Raw genomic sequence first — 16,671 nt, forward strand, 5'->3', positions numbered from 1 at the left:
TTCAAATTAAAATCAAGAAGCAATAAGCTAAATAGTTCTTATATTACAATTGTGGAGATAAAAGATGACTAATAGTAATTTATGGATTGCTAGATATACCGGTATAGTAATGATAGCAACTTTATTATGCCGCATTCTGGGTTTAGGTAGAGAGATGGTAATTTCTAATCAATTTGGAGCTGGTTTTGAAACCGATGCTTTTTTTATAGCTTTTATGATTCCCAATCTATTAAGAAGTATTATTGGAGAGGGAGCTTTAAATACCGCCTTTGTGCCTATTTTTTCAGGATGTCTAACCAATCAGAATAAGCAAAAAGCAGATGCTTTTGCCAGTAATGTAATAAATCTCTTAATCATAGCTCTGGTGATTATTATAGCTCTGGGTATCTGGGGTGCACCAATCATTGTAGATATTGTAGCAAGTGGATTTAAACAATCTCCCGAAAAATACATCTTAACCATTCGCTTGACTAAAATTATGTTTCCATATATAGGTTTTGCAGCTCTTGCTGCTTTGTTTATGGGGATTTTAAATTCTTATCGAGAATATTTTCTTCCGGCTTTAGCTCCAGCAATGTTAAATATAGGCATTATCTTCTTTGCTTTGTTTTACGCTAATAAAGTTGGTATTTATAGTCTGGCTTTAGGGGTAATGATTGGTGGATTAGTGCAGGTACTAATACATATCCCTTCCTTATTTAAAAAAAAGTTTCATTATCAAATAAACTTAAATATTCATGACCAGGAAGTCCAGATGCTTTTTCAGATGTTAATTCCGGCTATTTTTGGTTTAGCAATTGATAAGATTAATTTTGTTGTGGATCGTATTATTGCTTCTTATCTGGCTCATGGAAGTATATCAGCTTTGTATTATGCTAATCGACTTATGCAGTTCCCCCTTGGTGTTTTTGGTATAGCACTTTCTATTGCTATTCTGCCTACACTTTCCAGACATGTTGCCAAAGGGCAACTAACGAAAATGAAGGATAGCTTCGCCTTTGGTTTTAAACTCCTTTCTTTTTTTACCTTGCCTTCTACGGTAGGGTTAATTGTGCTAAGCTATCCTATTGTTCGACTATTTTACGAACATGGTTTATTTAGCTCTCAGGATACTTCTATTACAGAGGTAGCACTGGTTTGTTATACTATTGGCCTTTTTGCTACCGCTATTTTGAGATTGGTAATAAGTTCATTCTATGCTTTAAAAGATACCAGAACACCACTTCGAATAGGTATTTTTGTAGTAGTCTTTAATATCATACTAGATTTAATTCTGGTACGTTTTTTAGCACATGCTGGAATAGCATTAGCAACATCCGTTTCGGCTATTTTACATCTCCTTATTCTAAGTATTTCCTTAGAGAAGAAAGTTAATGGCATTTACAAAAGGGAATTATGGGTATTTTTTAGTAAAACAGTCCTGTCCTGTCTGGTAATGGCATTAACCTGCTGGGGCTGTGCCCGCTATTTTGATTTTAGATATGATATGAGTCTAAAAATATTTCAAGTAGGTCAGGTGTTGATTTCCGGCCTGCTTGGTGTAATAGTATATTATTTTAGTGGTATAATAATGGGTATCCCAGAGTTTAGGAATGCCAGACAGATTATTAAGACTATTATTAGTAGAAAGATGAAGGAAACAGAAGATAATGACTATCAATCAGATGATTGAAATTGATGATATTCGTAATTTTTCTATTATAGCCCATATTGATCATGGGAAATCTACCATTGCTGATCGTATCTTGGAACTTACTGAGGCTATCAGCCAAAGGGAAAAGAGGGAGCAGATTCTTGATAATATGGATTTAGAAAGAGAAAAGGGTATTACCATAAAATCAAAAGCAGTCCGACTATCCTACAAAGGATTAAATGGTCGGCAATATGTATTTAATTTGATTGACACTCCCGGTCATGTTGATTTTTCTTATGAAGTTTCTCGCAGTTTAGCAGCCTGTGAAGGTGCTTTGTTGGTAGTTGATGCAGCTCAGGGCGTTCAAGCCCAAACAATTTCCAATGTTCAGATGGCTTTAGAAAATAATTTGTCCATTATACCCGTTATTAATAAAATTGATTTGCCAACAGCTGATCCGGAAAAAGTTAGTAAAGAGATTAAAAAAATTAAAGGATTAGAAAATAATCCAATATTTCTAGCTAGCGCCAAAGATGGTACCGGAATAAGAGAGATAATGGAAGCAATTATCAAGTATATTCCTCATCCCAATGGTAGCCTGGAAAAACCATTACAAGCACTGATTTTTGATTCAGTTTATAATTCCTATCAAGGATCTATCGTTTATGTCAGAATTGTAAATGGTTTAGTTACACCAGGTATGAAAATCCAGACTATGTCCAATAAAAAGAACTATGAAGTAAGTGAAGTGGGTGTTTTTACTCCAAAAAAGAAAAAAGCAGAACAGCTTTCTGTAGGAGAGGTAGGCTATCTAACAGCTGGATTTAAAGATATAAATTTAACCAAAGTTGGTGACACTATTACCAATACCGATCATCCAGCTGCTCAACAATTACCTGGTTATAAAAAGGTTATACCAGTTGTTTTTTGTAGCTTTTATCCAGTTGAAAACGATGACTATCATAATCTTAAATATGCTTTAGAAAAGTTAAGTCTAAATGACTCCGCCATTAGTTATTTACCTGAAAATTCACCTGCCTTAGGATTTGGTTTTCGATGTGGCTTTCTGGGTTTACTTCATATGGAAATCATTCAGGAAAGACTGGAACGAGAATACAAAATCCAATTGATTGCCACAACTCCCAGTGTTTTATATCGTGTTCATTTGAAGAATAAACAAGTTATAGAAATAAATAATCCTTCCTCATTACCTGAGATTAATTTAATTGACTATATTGAAGAACTGTTTATAGAATTGACCATGATTTCTCCCGGCCAATTTTTAGGTGGAATAATGGAATTGTTGCAAGATAGAAGAGGAATATTTAAAAATTTAGAATATCTTGATAAGAATAGGGCTCGATTGTTATATCATTTACCTTTAAATGAAATTATGCTTGATTTTTATGATCGTATTAAATCTATTAGCAAAGGATATGCCAGTATAGATTATCATGTTATAGAATATCAGACATCCCCATTGATAAAGGTTGATTTATTAGTCAATCAAGAAGTAGTTGATAATCTATCATTCATTTGCCATAAAGATAAGGCTTATGAGCGAGCCCGGAAACTGGTTGATAATTTGAAAACAGTCATTCCTCGTCAATTATTTGATGTACCTATTCAAGCTAGTATAAATCATAAAATAATTGCTCGATCTACTGTGAAAGCATTAAAGAAGAATGTTCTGGCGAAATGCTATGGAGGGGATATTACCAGAAAAAGAAAATTATTAGAAAAACAGAAAGCTGGTAAAAAAAGAATGAAAAGAATAGGGAAGGTGGAGATTCCCCAGGAAGCATTTATGAGTGTTTTAAAAATTGATTAGACTTTTTTAAAATCTTACCATGAGTATTAATAAAAGTATTGGTTTATATGTTCATATACCATTCTGTTTTTCAAAATGCCCTTATTGTGATTTTTTTTCTATTGTTACTGACAATAAGCAGTTAAAGAAAAATTATCTCTTGGCATTAAGACAGGAGATGGAAATTTATAGTCAGAAAAATAAAGATATTGAAATTATATCAATTTATTTAGGCGGAGGAACTCCCACTGCTTTGGAAGGGATACAATTAAAAGAAATACTGGCTTCCTGTTACAGTAATTTTCACATAAAAAAGGGGATAGAAATTACCGTTGAAGGTAATCCTGGAACTATAGATAATGAGAAAATCAAAATGTTATTACAGGCAGGGGTAAATAGAATTAGTTTAGGAGCCCAATCTTTTAATAATAGAGTATTAAAGAAGATTGGAAGAATACATACTAAAAAAGATATTATGATTTCTTATCAATTAGCTAGAGAAGCTGGATATAAGAATATTAATCTTGATATTATGTTTGGTTTGCCGGGACAGAGCAAGACGGAATTCGAGCAAACATTAGATGAAGTAGTTCTACTAAAACCAGAACACATATCTCTCTATGCTCTTTCGGTGGAGCCAGGAACTCCTTTAGAATATTTAGTGAAAAAAGGTAAAATGAAACTTCCTTCTGATGATTTTAGTAACGAATTATTTTTAAGAGCAATTAATATTCTGGGTGAATATGGTTATGAACATTATGAAATATCCAATTTTGCTTTACCAGGAAGAAAGTGTTTTCATAATCAGATTTACTGGAAAAACCAGTCTTATTTGGGAATTGGAGCTGGAGCATCTTCTTATATAGATAATAAAAGGTATCAAAATTATCGCGACTTGAGTGAATATGTTTTTCTTCTGGAACATGGTATGTTACCAATAGAATTTCAAGAAGTACTCTCCTGGAAGGAAAGGATGGTTGAAACAATAATTTTAGAATTAAGGATGATGGAGGGATTGTCGAAAAATGATTTTTTGATAAAATTCAATATACCAGTAGAGAAAATATTCTGTAAACCCTTACAAATTTTGATAAAACAGGGTTTATTAGAAGAGAATGAAACCAGTTATTTTCTTACTACCAAGGGGATCTCGCTGGCAAATAATGTATTTATGGAATTTATAGATTGAAATATTTTTATCGTATATTTTAATATGTTCTTTCAGAAAGAAGTATTGACAAAAAGTTTGTTGAGTGCTATCTTAAATAAGAAATTAGCACTCTCGGTCTTAGAGTGCTAATTTGAGGTGATAATAATGATAATAAATATTAGGATGAGTAATATCTTAAATGCTGTAGTGCATCTTTATATTACTAAAGCAGAACCTGTTAGCTCAGAAATGATTGTTTCTTATTACGATTTGCCCATTAGTACGGCAACTGTTCGCAATGATCTGCTGGTACTGGAAAAACTTGGCTTTTTGAAAAAACCACATACCTCAGCAGGACGTGTGCCAACGGATAAAGGCTATCGCTTTTATGTAGACCAATTAATGGAAAAAGAAATTGACTATCTGACCGATAGAGAGAAACAAGAAATTATAGAACAATACAAAATGGTAAGAGATTACAATGAAATAATGAAGGTTACCTCTAAATTAATTTCCAGATTGACTAATAATCTAGGTGTGGTTCTAGCACCCAATATGGTAAAGGATACTTTAAGAGATATCCATTTTATTGCCTTAAATAATCAACGTATTTTGATAACTTTGGTTACTAATAGTGGTTTGTTTTTTCAAAAAATGATGAGAACTAATTGTGATATTTCTGAAGAAAATTTAGAAACCATTTCCCAGATTATAAAGAAGGAATTCTATGGTAAAAGTTTGGAAATAGTTAATGAAGAGATGTTGAACCAAATTTATCGTTATTATTTTAAATATCAGACTTTGGAATCAATCTGGAAATTGCTTGAAAGCTGTTTTAATTTTACTGAAGATGAAGCGAAGATTTTTTTAGGCAATCGTAGTTATATATCACGGCAACCAGAATTCAAGGAAATTGAAAAATTAAATTATCTTTTTGATTTTATTGAGGAAGAAAAGAATCTGGTTAAAATTATCAATAAATCCATTTTAAAAAAACAGATTGACATTATTATTGGCAGTGAACTGGGACAAGAGCTTATGGAGAATTGTAGTGTAATTACCAGGCAATACCTCATCAAAGGGAAAATGAGAGGAGCTATTAGTGTTTTAGGACCTACAAGAATGGATTATTCCAAATCTGTTTCTATCCTGGATTTTATTGCTGATCAGTTAAGTGAAATATTATCCTGATGAGATAGTTGAAGAGTAAATTTAGGGAAAATGTTATAACTGTGCTATCAGTGGAGGTAAATAATGGATCATAATGAACAGCAAAGAAAAGAATGCGAAGATGTAAGTGATATTCAAATAGAAAAATATAAGAAGATGAAAAAAACAGAACTTCTTACAGAAATAGTGTCCCGAGATAAGAATCTAAAAGAAGTTGAAGATAGTTTAAAAAAAACAGAAGCTGATCTTGAAAAAATGGGAGAGAATGAAAAAACTTATAAAGAACAATTAATCAGAATGCAAGCTGATTTTGAAAACTATAAAAAAAGAGAAGAAAAGAAAAAACTTGAATTTATGGAATATGCCAAGCAAGATTTAATCTGTCAACTACTATCTGTAGTTGACAATTTAGAAAGGGCTACTTCCTATACTAGTGAACAAAACAATGAAAAGTACTATGAAAATATTAAAGAAGGACTAAAGGGTATTTTAAAGAATTTTCAAAATATATTGGAAAAAGAAGGTCTTAAACCCATTAAGGCTGTAGGTACAAAATTTGATCCTTATTGTCATGAGGCTATTATACAGGTTGAATCTGACAAATTTCCTGAGGATACAGTTATTGAGGAACTTATTAAGGGATATTATTTAAAAGCAAAAGTACTTAGGCCCTCTGTAGTTAAGGTTTCCAAGGGTGTCAGTGAAAAGCAAAAGGAAACCGAAAATAAAGCTGAAGATTTCAATAAGGATGATACAAAAAAATGATAATTGTTATAAGGAATAAAATAAAAGGAGGAAATTAATTATGGCAAAAGCAATTGGAATTGATTTAGGTACTACAAATTCGGTTGTTGCTGTTATAGAAGGCGGCAAACCTATTGTTATAGAGAATAAAGAAGGTAGTAGAACTACTCCTTCCATGGTCGCTTTTACAAAAAAAGGAGAACGATTAGTCGGTTTGTTAGCAAAAAGACAGGCAGTAACCAATTCAAAAAATACTGTCTATTCTGTTAAACGATTTATTGGAAGACGTTTCACTGATTCAGAAGTACAACAAATTAAAAAAGTTCTTTCTTATGACATAGTAGAGGGAGAACATACAGATGTACAAATAAGAATTCAGGATAAGCTTCATAGCCCACAAGAGATATCAGCAATGGTTTTACAAAAGTTAAAACAAGCAGCAGAAGATCATCTGGGAGAGGAGATTAATGACGTTGTTATTACAGTTCCTGCCTATTTTAATGATAATCAGAGAGAAGCAACTAAGGCAGCAGGGAGAATAGCTGGCTTGAATGTCTTAAGAATAATAAATGAGCCCACTGCTGCTGCCCTGGCCTATGGTCTAGATAAGAAAAAAAGTGAAAAGATTGCTGTATTTGACCTGGGAGGAGGTACTTTTGATATTTCCATTTTAGATATAGGAGAGGGTGTTTTTGAGGTCAAGTCAACTAATGGAGATACTTTTTTGGGAGGAGATGACTTGGATCAGCGAGTCATCAATTGGCTGATTGACAATTTTAAAAAGGACCAAGGTATTGACTTAGGTAAAGATCAGATGGCTTTACAGAGATTAAAAGAAGCTGCCGAGAAAGCTAAGTGTGAACTTTCTTCTTCATTGGAAACTGAGATTAATTTACCTTTTATTACGGCTGATACCAGTGGACCAAAACACCTAAATTATACTTTAACCAGAGCTAAATTAGAACAATTGACGGAAGATCTGTTAGGAAGAACCATAGAACCATGTAAAAAGGCATTAGCAGATGCAAAAATGACTGCTGAAGATATTGATGAAGTGATTCTAGTAGGTGGTCAAACAAGAATGCCTAAGGTTCATGAAATAGTGAAGCAAATATTTGGCAAAGAACCTCATAAGGGAGTTAATCCTGATGAAGTAGTTGCTATGGGTGCTGCTATTCAAGCTGGAAAATTAAAAGGAGAAGTTAAAGACATTCAATTATTAGATGTTACACCATTATCCCTGGGTATAGAAACCCTTGGTGGTGTATTTACTAAATTAATTGAAAGAAATACTACTATTCCGGCATCAAGACAGCAGATATTTTCAACTGCATCTGATAGTCAAACTGCTGTTGATATTAATGTTCTTCAAGGAGAAAGACCTTTGGCGAAGGATAATACCAGTTTAGGACGTTTCCAACTGGTAGGAATTCCACCAGCACCAAGAGGAGTTCCGCAGATTGAAGTTTCTTTTGATATTGATGCCAATGGTATTCTCAAGGTTACTGCAAAGGATAAAGGTACAGGAAAAGAGCAAAAGATTACCATTAAACATTCCAGCGGATTAACGGAAGAAGAAATTCAAAAAAAGATAAAAGAATCAGAGCAGTATGCTGAAGAAGATAGAAAACAAAAGGAGAAGGTGGAATTACACAATCAAGCAGATAATCTAATTTACATTACTGAAAAGACTCTGAAGGATGCTGGAGATAAGATTAGTGATAGCTTGAAAAATGAAATAGGTAATCATATCACTCAATTGAGAAAAGCTATGCAGGATGACAACATAGATGAAATGAAAGCGGGTATTGAAAAATTAACCAATTCTTCTCATAAAATGGCTGAAGAGATGTATAAGCAGTCTTCAACTCAACAAGAACAACATACTCATTCTGGTAGCTCTTCTGACCAACAATCAGAGGGAGAACAGGAAGCACAAAAGGATGAAAAGGTATTTGATGCTGAATATAAAGAAGAGGATGGAGACAATACTAAATAATAGCTACCGGCTATAAAAGAAATAATAAACTATATGAACTTTAAAATCTTGCTGAATTTCTGGAGAAAATAATATTTTATCCAGAAATTCAGCAAGATAAGCTTATATATACTTATATTTTACTAAAGGGGTTTTTACTTTGGCTAGCAAGGATTATTACCAAATATTGGGAATTAACAAAGATGCTAATCAGGAAGAAATAAAGAAAGCATATCGTAAATTAGCTTTAAAATATCATCCAGATGCAAATCCTGATAAGAAGGAAGAGGCAGAAAAAAAATTTAAAGAGATAGGTGAAGCTTACGCTGTTTTAAGTGATCCGGAAAAGAGAGCTAGATATGACCAGTTTGGCTCTGCTGATACTTCCAATTTTGGTGCCGGATTTGACTTTAGAAACTTTTACGGTGAAGGAATGGATGATTTTAGTAGCTTTAGTGACATCTTTGAAAGTTTCTTTGGTGGTGGTACTCGTAGAACTTATCGCCGTGATAGAGCTAAAAAAGGAGCTGATTTAAGGTATAACCTAGAAATAACTTTAAAAGAAGCTGCTTTTGGAGCAGAAAAAAAGATTGAAATACCGGTTTGGCAAACATGCAGTAACTGTAAGGGAAGCGGAGCAGAACCAGGAACGACAAAAAAAACCTGTCCTGATTGTAAGGGAAGTGGAGAGATTAGGATTACTCAAAACACTTTTTTTGGTCAAACCATTAATATTCAAACTTGCCCCAGATGTAAGGGGGAGGGTAAGATTATAGAAACACCCTGTAGAGTCTGTCGTGGTTCTGGAAAGGTAAAGAAAAGAAAAACAATAAACATCAAAATTCTGGCTGGTGTGGAAAGTGGGCATCGTCTCAGACTGGCCGGTTTAGGAGAACCTGGTGAAAACGGTGGCCCTTCGGGAGACTTATTTATAGTTCTGTATGTTAAAGAGCATCCCATATTTAAACGAAGTGGGGCAGATATTTATTGTGACCATAAAATTAGCTTACCCAAAGCAATTTTAGGCGGAGAAACTACAGTTCCCACTTTAGAGGGCAATGTTAAAATGCGTATACCAGCAGGGACTCAGAGTGATACTGTTTTTCGATTACGGGATAAAGGTGCTTATGTTCTTGGTTCTAAAAATAGAGGAGATGAGCAAGTCAGGGTGATCGTAGAAATTCCTAAAAACTTAAATGCTAAGACAAAAAGATTGATTTATGAATTAGCCCAGGTAATGGGAGAAAATATTGACCAAATTGGTGAAAAAAATTTTTTTGAAAAGGTAAGAGATTCTTTTACCAAAAAATAAATTTTGGTGAAATAAGTGACCTATAAAGTTGCCTTTAAAACTATAGGCTGTAAAGTAAATCAATACGAAACAGGTACTCTAAGACAGTCATTTATCAAAAATGGCTATCAGGTTGTTGAATTCCGAGATAATGCCGATATATATATTATTAACACCTGCTCTGTTACTGGGGAGGCCGAAAGAAAATCAAAGCAAATAATTAGAAGGGCAATCCGATTAAATCCCCTAGCTACCATTATTGTAACTGGATGTGCAGTACAATCTAATTTACCTGAAATCAAGAAATGCAAAAATATCTCCTTAATTGTCGGAAACAGCTATAAAGAAGAAATTTTTAATATTATCAATCAGATACAATTAGCTGAAGAACAACAATTAATTTATATTAGTTCCCCAGAAAAAATTATCAGTTTTACAGAAAGTAAATATGATAGTGCCTCAAACCGTATTCGTGGATTGGTTAAAATACAGGATGGGTGCAACCAATTTTGCAGTTATTGCATTGTTCCCTATCTTCGTGGTCGAGCTAGAAGCAGGTCTATTAATCTAATATTATCTGAAATCAGGAATTTAAGCAGAAAGGGGTATAAAGAAGTTATTTTGCTGGGCATCAACCTGGGTAGTTTTGGCTCTGATTTAAATAATACCAAAATAAATCTGATAAAATTAATTAGTAAAATAGAAAGTATTCCCAATATTGAGAGAATACGTTTGAGTTCTATAGAATTACCTTATATTAACAAGGATCTTATTGATGCCTTTTATTACAACCCAAAGCTCTGTCATCATCTTCATATTCCTTTGCAAAGTGGTGATAACAGAATACTCTCTCTTATGCATAGGAAATATACCACTGAACAATTTAGCAACATTATTGACTCAATTAAGGAGCAAATCCCTGATGTAGCTATTACTACAGACGTTATTGTTGGATTTCCAGGTGAAGATGAAGAAGCATTTCAGAATACTATAAATTTAGTAAAAAAGATCGGCTTTAGTAAGGTACATGTTTTCCCTTATTCGGCGAGAAGACTTAACCTATCCTCATTTTTACCTGATAAAATTGATGAAAAGGTAATAAAAAATAGAAGTAGACAGCTAATTAATTTTTCAAAACAAATTGCCGGAGATTATATACGAAAAAGTCTTGGAAAAGAAAAGAATGTGTTAATTGAATTTCGAGGACAAGTTAAAAACGAAAGTTTTGTTTATGGTTTGACTGATAATTATATTAAAGTTTATATCTATGATGAAAATACTGAAAAGGGTCGCCTAATTAAAGTTAAAATAATTCAAGTTAATGATAGTTATGCAGTGGGGAAACCATTATAATAAGAATATTCTATAATATAAAGCAGGTATTGATGGGAATTTAATAATATGTATTAAAATTAAGATTTTGATATTTTTTATTTCTATGTTATAATGTTATAAATTTTAAAAACATCTTAATCTAGAAAAGAGTGGTTTGTGAACCACTCTTTTGTTTTGTAATTCTATTTAACTATGCAAACTAATGCTTTGAAAGGTATTAATGGTTAAATAACAGGACTCCTGTTTACTAACTTATTCTAATAGTAAACTATAGAGAAAGATGATATTATTAAGTTTTGAACAAAAGTTATTTTATTTAAGGAATAGAAGATAAGAAAAGGGACAAGTAAAAATACTCCAGTCTTCCCATATTATATAGGGGAGGAGGTTAATAAATATTATGAACATTGATCTGATTAAAATACTTGATGAAATTGAAAAAGAAAAAGGTATCCCCAAAGAAGTTATATTGGATGCTATTGAGATATCTCTTGTTTCTGCTTATAAGAAAAATTTTGTTCAGGGAAAGGATACTGTAGAGATAAACATTGATAAAGAAAGTGGAAAGGTACAAGTGTTATCTAAAAAAATAGTAGTTGAGGAGGTCAAAAAGCCAAATTTAGAAATTGATATGGGGCAAGCTCAACAGTATAAAAAAGGAAATATTAAATTAGGAGATGAAATTAACGTTGAAATAACTCCGGAAGAATTTGGTCGGATTGCTACTCAAACTGCTAAACAAGTTATTGTTCAAAAGATAAGAGAAGCAGAGAGAAAGGCAATATATGAAAGATATATTGATAAAGTTAGGGATATTGTGACAGGAATTGTTCAACGTCAGGAACATTACAATTATATAATAGATTTAGGTAAAACAGAAGCTATCTTACCACCTAATGAGCAAGTAAAAAGCGAGGCTTATAACAAAGGTAAGAGAATGAAGTTTTATGTAGTTGAAGTTAAAAAAACTTCAAAAGGACCTAGAATTATACTTTCTCGAACTCATCCTGATCTTCTAAAGCGCTTATTTGAGCTAGAAGTCCCTGAAATTCATGAAGGATTAGTAGAAATTAAGCAGATTGCCAGGGAAGCAGGAAAAAGGTCTAAAATTGCCGTTACCAGTAGAGATAATATGGTTGATTCAATCGGTTCCTGTATTGGAGACCGAGGTTCAAGAATTAAATCAATAATGACCGAACTTCAAGAAGAAAAAATAGACATTATTAAATGGCATGAAGATGATAAGATATTTATTGCTAATTCTCTTAATCCAGCAAAAGTATTGTTGGTTAAATTGTTTGAAAAAGAAAAAAGGGCTTTAGTTGTAGTTAATGATCAACAACTATCTTTGTCTATTGGTAAAGAGGGACAGAATGCTCGCTTAGCTGCTAAGTTAACAGGCTGGAAGATTGATATAAAAAGTGAATCGCAATACAAGCAGGAAAATAATATCGAACAGAGTGTAGATTTAAGCAAAATGGCATAAAGAATTGCTAAATTAAAATACAATTTTATTGAAAGAATATGAAGAAAAAACAATTCCCAAAGATACCATATAGGACATGTATAGGATGTCAAGAAAAAAAACCGAAAAGAGATTTATTAAGAATTATTAGAACACCTGATGGTGTTGTTGAAATTGATGAAACAGGTAAGAAATCAGGCCGTGGAGCATATTTATGTTATAATAAAACATGCTTCCAAGAAGCTATCAAAAAAAAGAGATTAGGAAAAGCATTAAAAATTGAACTTTCGATAGTAATAGTTCAAGAATTAGAAAAAAGGTTTAATTTAATAGAAAAGAATCAGAGTGATAATACAAGTATTCCAAACTAGGCATTAGTAGATTAGTTAGAGAGCAATATTTTCTTGTTTACAAGCCGGTTGAGATGGAGGTCAATGTGTATGAAAAAAAGAGTATATGAAGTAGCTGAGGATTTAAAAATCCCTACAAAGGAATTAATTGACTTTTTAGCAAAGGAAGGAATTAATGTTAAAAATCACATGAGTACCCTTGATGATGAGATAATTGAAATTATTAAGGAAGCTATCACTGAGGAAAGAAAAAAAGAGAAAAAAGTAGGAAATGAAGAAAGTAGTGTACTCGTATTGAATAAATTACCAAGCTTAAAAGAGTTATCAATACAACTCAATTTATCTTTATCAAAAGCAATGCAACAAGCTTCTAAATTTGGTAAAATACAATCTATTGACAGAGAATTACCATGGGAAATTGTTGAAAAAATATGTCAACAGCACAATATAAAGATAAATATATCCAGTAAACTAAAAAAGTTACTCAAAACTAAGTACACTAAAGATATTAAACCTCTATCGACAGCTAAATCACCAGTTATTACTATTGTTGGTCATGTTGATCATGGCAAAACAACCCTACTTGATGTAATTAGAAAATCAAACATCACCAAAAAGGAAGTAGGTGGTATTACCCAACATATTGGGGCTTATGTGGTTAATCTAAATAATAATCGATTTGTTTTTATTGATACCCCAGGGCATGAAGCCTTTACCACTATGCGAGCCCGCGGTGTGAAGGCAACAGATATTGTAGTATTGGTCGTAGCTGCAGATGATGGTGTTATGCCACAAACTGTTGAAGCAATTAATCATGCCCGAGCAGCTAACGTTCCTATCATCATAGCCATAAACAAGATTGATAAAGCAAATGCTAATATAGATAAGGTAAAAAAAGATCTCTCTAAATATCAGTTAGTTCCAGAAGATTGGGGAGGAGACACTCTTATAGCTGAAATATCTGCTTTGCAGAAAAAGGGTATCGATGAGTTGTTAGAATTAATATCTCTTCAAGCAGAAATATTAGAGCTAAAAGCTAATCCACAGCTCCCTGCTACTGGAGTTGTGATAGAAACTAAACTGGATAAGAGAAAAGGCGTTCTGGCAACTATTTTAATCCAAGATGGTCATCTGAAAATTGGCGATAATTTTGTTGTTGGAACTGCTTATGGAAAAGTTAGAAATATGATTGATGATATGGGAAAACATCTTACCCAGGCAGGTCCTTCTACTCCAGTGGAAATAGCCGGTTTTAATAAAATGCCCATGGCTGGAGATATATTTCAAGTAGTTTCTAATGATCATTTTGCCAAAATAATAATCAGTGAAAGGGAACTAGAAGAAAAACGAAAACAAAAAAAGGAAGAAGAGAAAGTTTCTCTGGAACGATTATTTGAAGAAATGAAAAAAGGTAAAATTAAAGAGTTAAATATTATCTTGAAAGCCGATACACAGGGATCTTTAGATGCTATTAAAGAAACTCTGTCTACTTTGAGCAATGAAGAGGTCGAAGTTAGAATAATTCATGGAGGTATTGGCACAATTACAGAAACAGATATTATGCTTGGTTCTGCTTCAAACGCTTTAGTTATAGGATTTAATGTAGCAGTGGACCACAATACTCAAAAGCTTGCCAAAAATGAAAAGATTGAAATTAGAACTTATAATATAATATATGATTTGATTGACGAAGTTAAGGCAGCATTAAAAGGATATTTAAAACCCCAATTGGAAGAGGTAACCAATGGTATAGCTGAGGTGAGAGAAATATTCAAAATACCTAAGATTGGAGTTGTTGCTGGATGTTATGTTATTGAAGGAAAAATATCGACAAAAGACATCATCCGTGTTTTTCGTAAAGGGCAGAAATTATATGATGGAAAAGATTTTTCCTTAAAACGCTTTAAGGAAGATGTAAAGGAAGTAAATTCCGGATATGAGTGTGGTGTTCATATAGAAAAGTTTGATGACTTGCAAGTACAAGATAATATTGTTTTTTATAATTTTCAAGAAGTTACTAAATAATTAAAATGCTAGTCGGTATATGTGAAATTATTATATATTTACCAAATAGTCATTCTTTGAAAGACAAAAGAAGTATTCTGGAAAGCTATAAGGCTTCCTTGAGAAAAAAATATAACATATCTATTGCAGAAATCGATCAGAAAAATATATGGAAGAAAAGTATTATGGGAATTGTTTGTATCAGTGACAATCGTGGAGCAATTGACCATATATTTCAAAAAATAATTAGGATTACTGAAAATCATTCTGAAATACAACTGCTTAATTATCGAATTTCTGTTAATTAGATAAAACAAAATCTAAGACTATACAATGGATAATTAGAAAAATGGTTTTAGAACAAAAAAAGAAACATTTTGAAAAATTATTAAAAAGAAATATAAGTCATATAATATATAGAAATACAAAAGATCCCCGTATTGGCTTTGTCACTGTAACCAGAATTACCCTATCCAATGACTTGCATAATGCAAAAGTATATATTTCTATTCTGGGAAGTAAAGAAGAACAGGACAGAAGTCTAAAAGGTCTCTACAGTGCAACTAAATTTATAAGGGCAGAATTAGCACATGAGCTTAAGGGATATCGCTTTACGCCATCTATATCTTTTCACTTTGATAAGGAATTAGAAAAAGTACATCAACTTATGATAAAAGTCAGTAATTTGGAGAAGGAGAACGAAGATAGGGAAAAACAAAATGCAGAATGAGAAAATATGCGAAATTGCCAGATTATTTAAAAAATACCATAACTTCATCATTACTTCTCATGTAAACTTAGATGGTGATGCCCTGGGTTCAGAGCTAGCCTTATATTTTATGCTTAAACAGCTTGGAAAAGAAGTGAAGATTGTTAATCAAGACAAAGTACCATATATTTATAAATTTATGCCAGGAATAGATGAGATTATCAACAGTGTTGAGCTTGATAAAAATTATGTTTTAGAAATTAAAAGTGATACAGTATTAGTGGTTCTTGATTCAAGTAATTTAGAAAGAATTGGTAGCATACCTTTAGAAATTGATAAAATTAATATTATTGTAAATATTGATCATCATCCCAGTAACACATATTTTGGCCATATTAATTATATTGATATTAATTCTTCCTCAGTTGGCGAGATTCTCTTTAAACTGAGCAAGGAGATGAATTGTCAATTAACAGAGCAAATAGCAATTCCCTTATTTACGGCAATAGTTACTGATACAGGTTCTTTTCGCTATGCTAATACCAGGGCTAAGACATTCCAAACTGCCTTTCATTTAGTTAAATCCGGAGTTAATCCTCACTTAATTACTAATTATATTTATAATAATAATGAATTATCCAGTCTAAAATTATTAGGAGAAGCGCTTCTAAAATTACAAGTTGACAAGAACTCAAGGATTTCCTGGACTATAGTTACCAGAGAAATGATAGATAAGAACTTGGCAAAAGAAGAAGAAACAGAGGGTATTGTTGATAGAATACTTTCAATCAAGAAAGTACAGATTTCGGTATTATTCAGGGAAACTAAAGAGGGAAAGACAAAAATCAGTTTCCGCTCTAAAAGTAGGTTTAATGTAGACCAATTTTCTCGAATATTTGGTGGAGGTGGTCACCCCAATGCAGCAGGTTGTCAATTAGAGGGAAACATGAATGCCATAGTTGATACAGTAATTGGAAGATTGAAAAAAGCGCTTGACGATTGTAATTTTAATCAGTGATATTATTTTTTTAG

14 protein-coding genes are annotated in these 16,671 nt (G+C 32.4%); all 14 read left to right on the plus strand.

The genetic code is table 11. The features are described 5' to 3' along the window. The first annotated feature begins 64 nt into the window (after positions 1-64). The 14 genes from murJ to PHD84_00360 all read left to right on the plus strand — a co-directional run bounded on the left by murJ (position 65) and on the right by PHD84_00360 (position 16,657). Complete coding sequence (gene murJ / locus PHD84_00295) at positions 65-1,672, plus strand: murein biosynthesis integral membrane protein MurJ (GenBank protein ID MDD5636250.1); 1,608 nt, start codon at positions 65-67, stop codon at positions 1,670-1,672. Beyond that, positions 1,650-3,464: a translation elongation factor 4 gene (gene lepA, locus PHD84_00300; GenBank protein ID MDD5636251.1), complete on the plus strand. Its 1,815-nt coding sequence runs from the start codon at positions 1,650-1,652 to the stop codon at positions 3,462-3,464. The genes murJ and lepA overlap by 23 nt, the downstream gene beginning before the upstream one ends. Positions 3,465-3,483: 19 nt before the next feature. Next, the gene (gene hemW, locus PHD84_00305) at positions 3,484-4,632 is read left to right on the plus strand and encodes a radical SAM family heme chaperone HemW (protein ID MDD5636252.1); all 1,149 of its coding nucleotides are present in this window, start codon (positions 3,484-3,486) and stop codon (positions 4,630-4,632) included. A gap of 126 nt (positions 4,633-4,758) precedes the next feature. Beyond that, positions 4,759-5,784 carry a heat-inducible transcriptional repressor HrcA gene (gene hrcA / locus PHD84_00310; GenBank protein ID MDD5636253.1) on the plus strand — a complete coding sequence of 342 codons (1,026 nt, stop codon included), beginning with the start codon at positions 4,759-4,761 and terminating at the stop codon, positions 5,782-5,784. Positions 5,785-5,847: 63 nt separating this feature from the next. After that, the gene (locus tag PHD84_00315) at positions 5,848-6,528 is read left to right on the plus strand and encodes a nucleotide exchange factor GrpE (GenBank protein ID MDD5636254.1); all 681 of its coding nucleotides are present in this window, start codon (positions 5,848-5,850) and stop codon (positions 6,526-6,528) included. Positions 6,529-6,568: 40 nt separating this feature from the next. Then, positions 6,569-8,506, plus strand: a complete 1,938-nt coding sequence (dnaK, locus tag PHD84_00320; GenBank protein MDD5636255.1) for a molecular chaperone DnaK — start codon at positions 6,569-6,571, stop codon at positions 8,504-8,506. A 139-nt stretch (positions 8,507-8,645) separates the two neighbouring features. Beyond that, the gene (gene dnaJ, locus PHD84_00325; protein MDD5636256.1) at positions 8,646-9,797 is read left to right on the plus strand and encodes a molecular chaperone DnaJ; all 1,152 of its coding nucleotides are present in this window, start codon (positions 8,646-8,648) and stop codon (positions 9,795-9,797) included. 15 nt (positions 9,798-9,812) lie between these two features. Next, entirely contained in the window at positions 9,813-11,129 is a 1,317-nt protein-coding gene (gene mtaB, locus PHD84_00330) for a tRNA (N(6)-L-threonylcarbamoyladenosine(37)-C(2))-methylthiotransferase MtaB (protein MDD5636257.1), read from the plus strand. A 382-nt stretch (positions 11,130-11,511) separates the two neighbouring features. Continuing rightward, complete coding sequence (gene nusA, locus PHD84_00335; protein ID MDD5636258.1) at positions 11,512-12,597, plus strand: transcription termination factor NusA; 1,086 nt, start codon at positions 11,512-11,514, stop codon at positions 12,595-12,597. 38 nt (positions 12,598-12,635) lie between these two features. After that, a complete protein-coding gene (locus PHD84_00340; GenBank protein ID MDD5636259.1) occupies positions 12,636-12,947 on the plus strand; it encodes a YlxR family protein in 312 nt (103 codons plus the stop codon). Positions 12,948-13,016: 69 nt separating this feature from the next. Then, positions 13,017-14,951, plus strand: a complete 1,935-nt coding sequence (infB, locus tag PHD84_00345; GenBank protein ID MDD5636260.1) for a translation initiation factor IF-2 — start codon at positions 13,017-13,019, stop codon at positions 14,949-14,951. 5 nt (positions 14,952-14,956) lie between these two features. After that, positions 14,957-15,238: a DUF503 domain-containing protein gene (locus PHD84_00350; protein MDD5636261.1), complete on the plus strand. Its 282-nt coding sequence runs from the start codon at positions 14,957-14,959 to the stop codon at positions 15,236-15,238. 41 nt (positions 15,239-15,279) lie between these two features. After that, a complete protein-coding gene (rbfA, locus tag PHD84_00355) occupies positions 15,280-15,660 on the plus strand; it encodes a 30S ribosome-binding factor RbfA (GenBank protein MDD5636262.1) in 381 nt (126 codons plus the stop codon). Beyond that, positions 15,650-16,657 carry a bifunctional oligoribonuclease/PAP phosphatase NrnA gene (locus PHD84_00360; protein MDD5636263.1) on the plus strand — a complete coding sequence of 336 codons (1,008 nt, stop codon included), beginning with the start codon at positions 15,650-15,652 and terminating at the stop codon, positions 16,655-16,657. Before rbfA ends, PHD84_00360 begins: the two co-directional genes overlap by 11 nt. Positions 16,658-16,671 lie beyond the last annotated feature (14 nt).

It is taken from the genome of Atribacterota bacterium, from assembly GCA_028717805.1.
Classification (GTDB): domain Bacteria; phylum Atribacterota; class Phoenicimicrobiia; order Phoenicimicrobiales; family Stramentimicrobiaceae; genus Stramentimicrobium.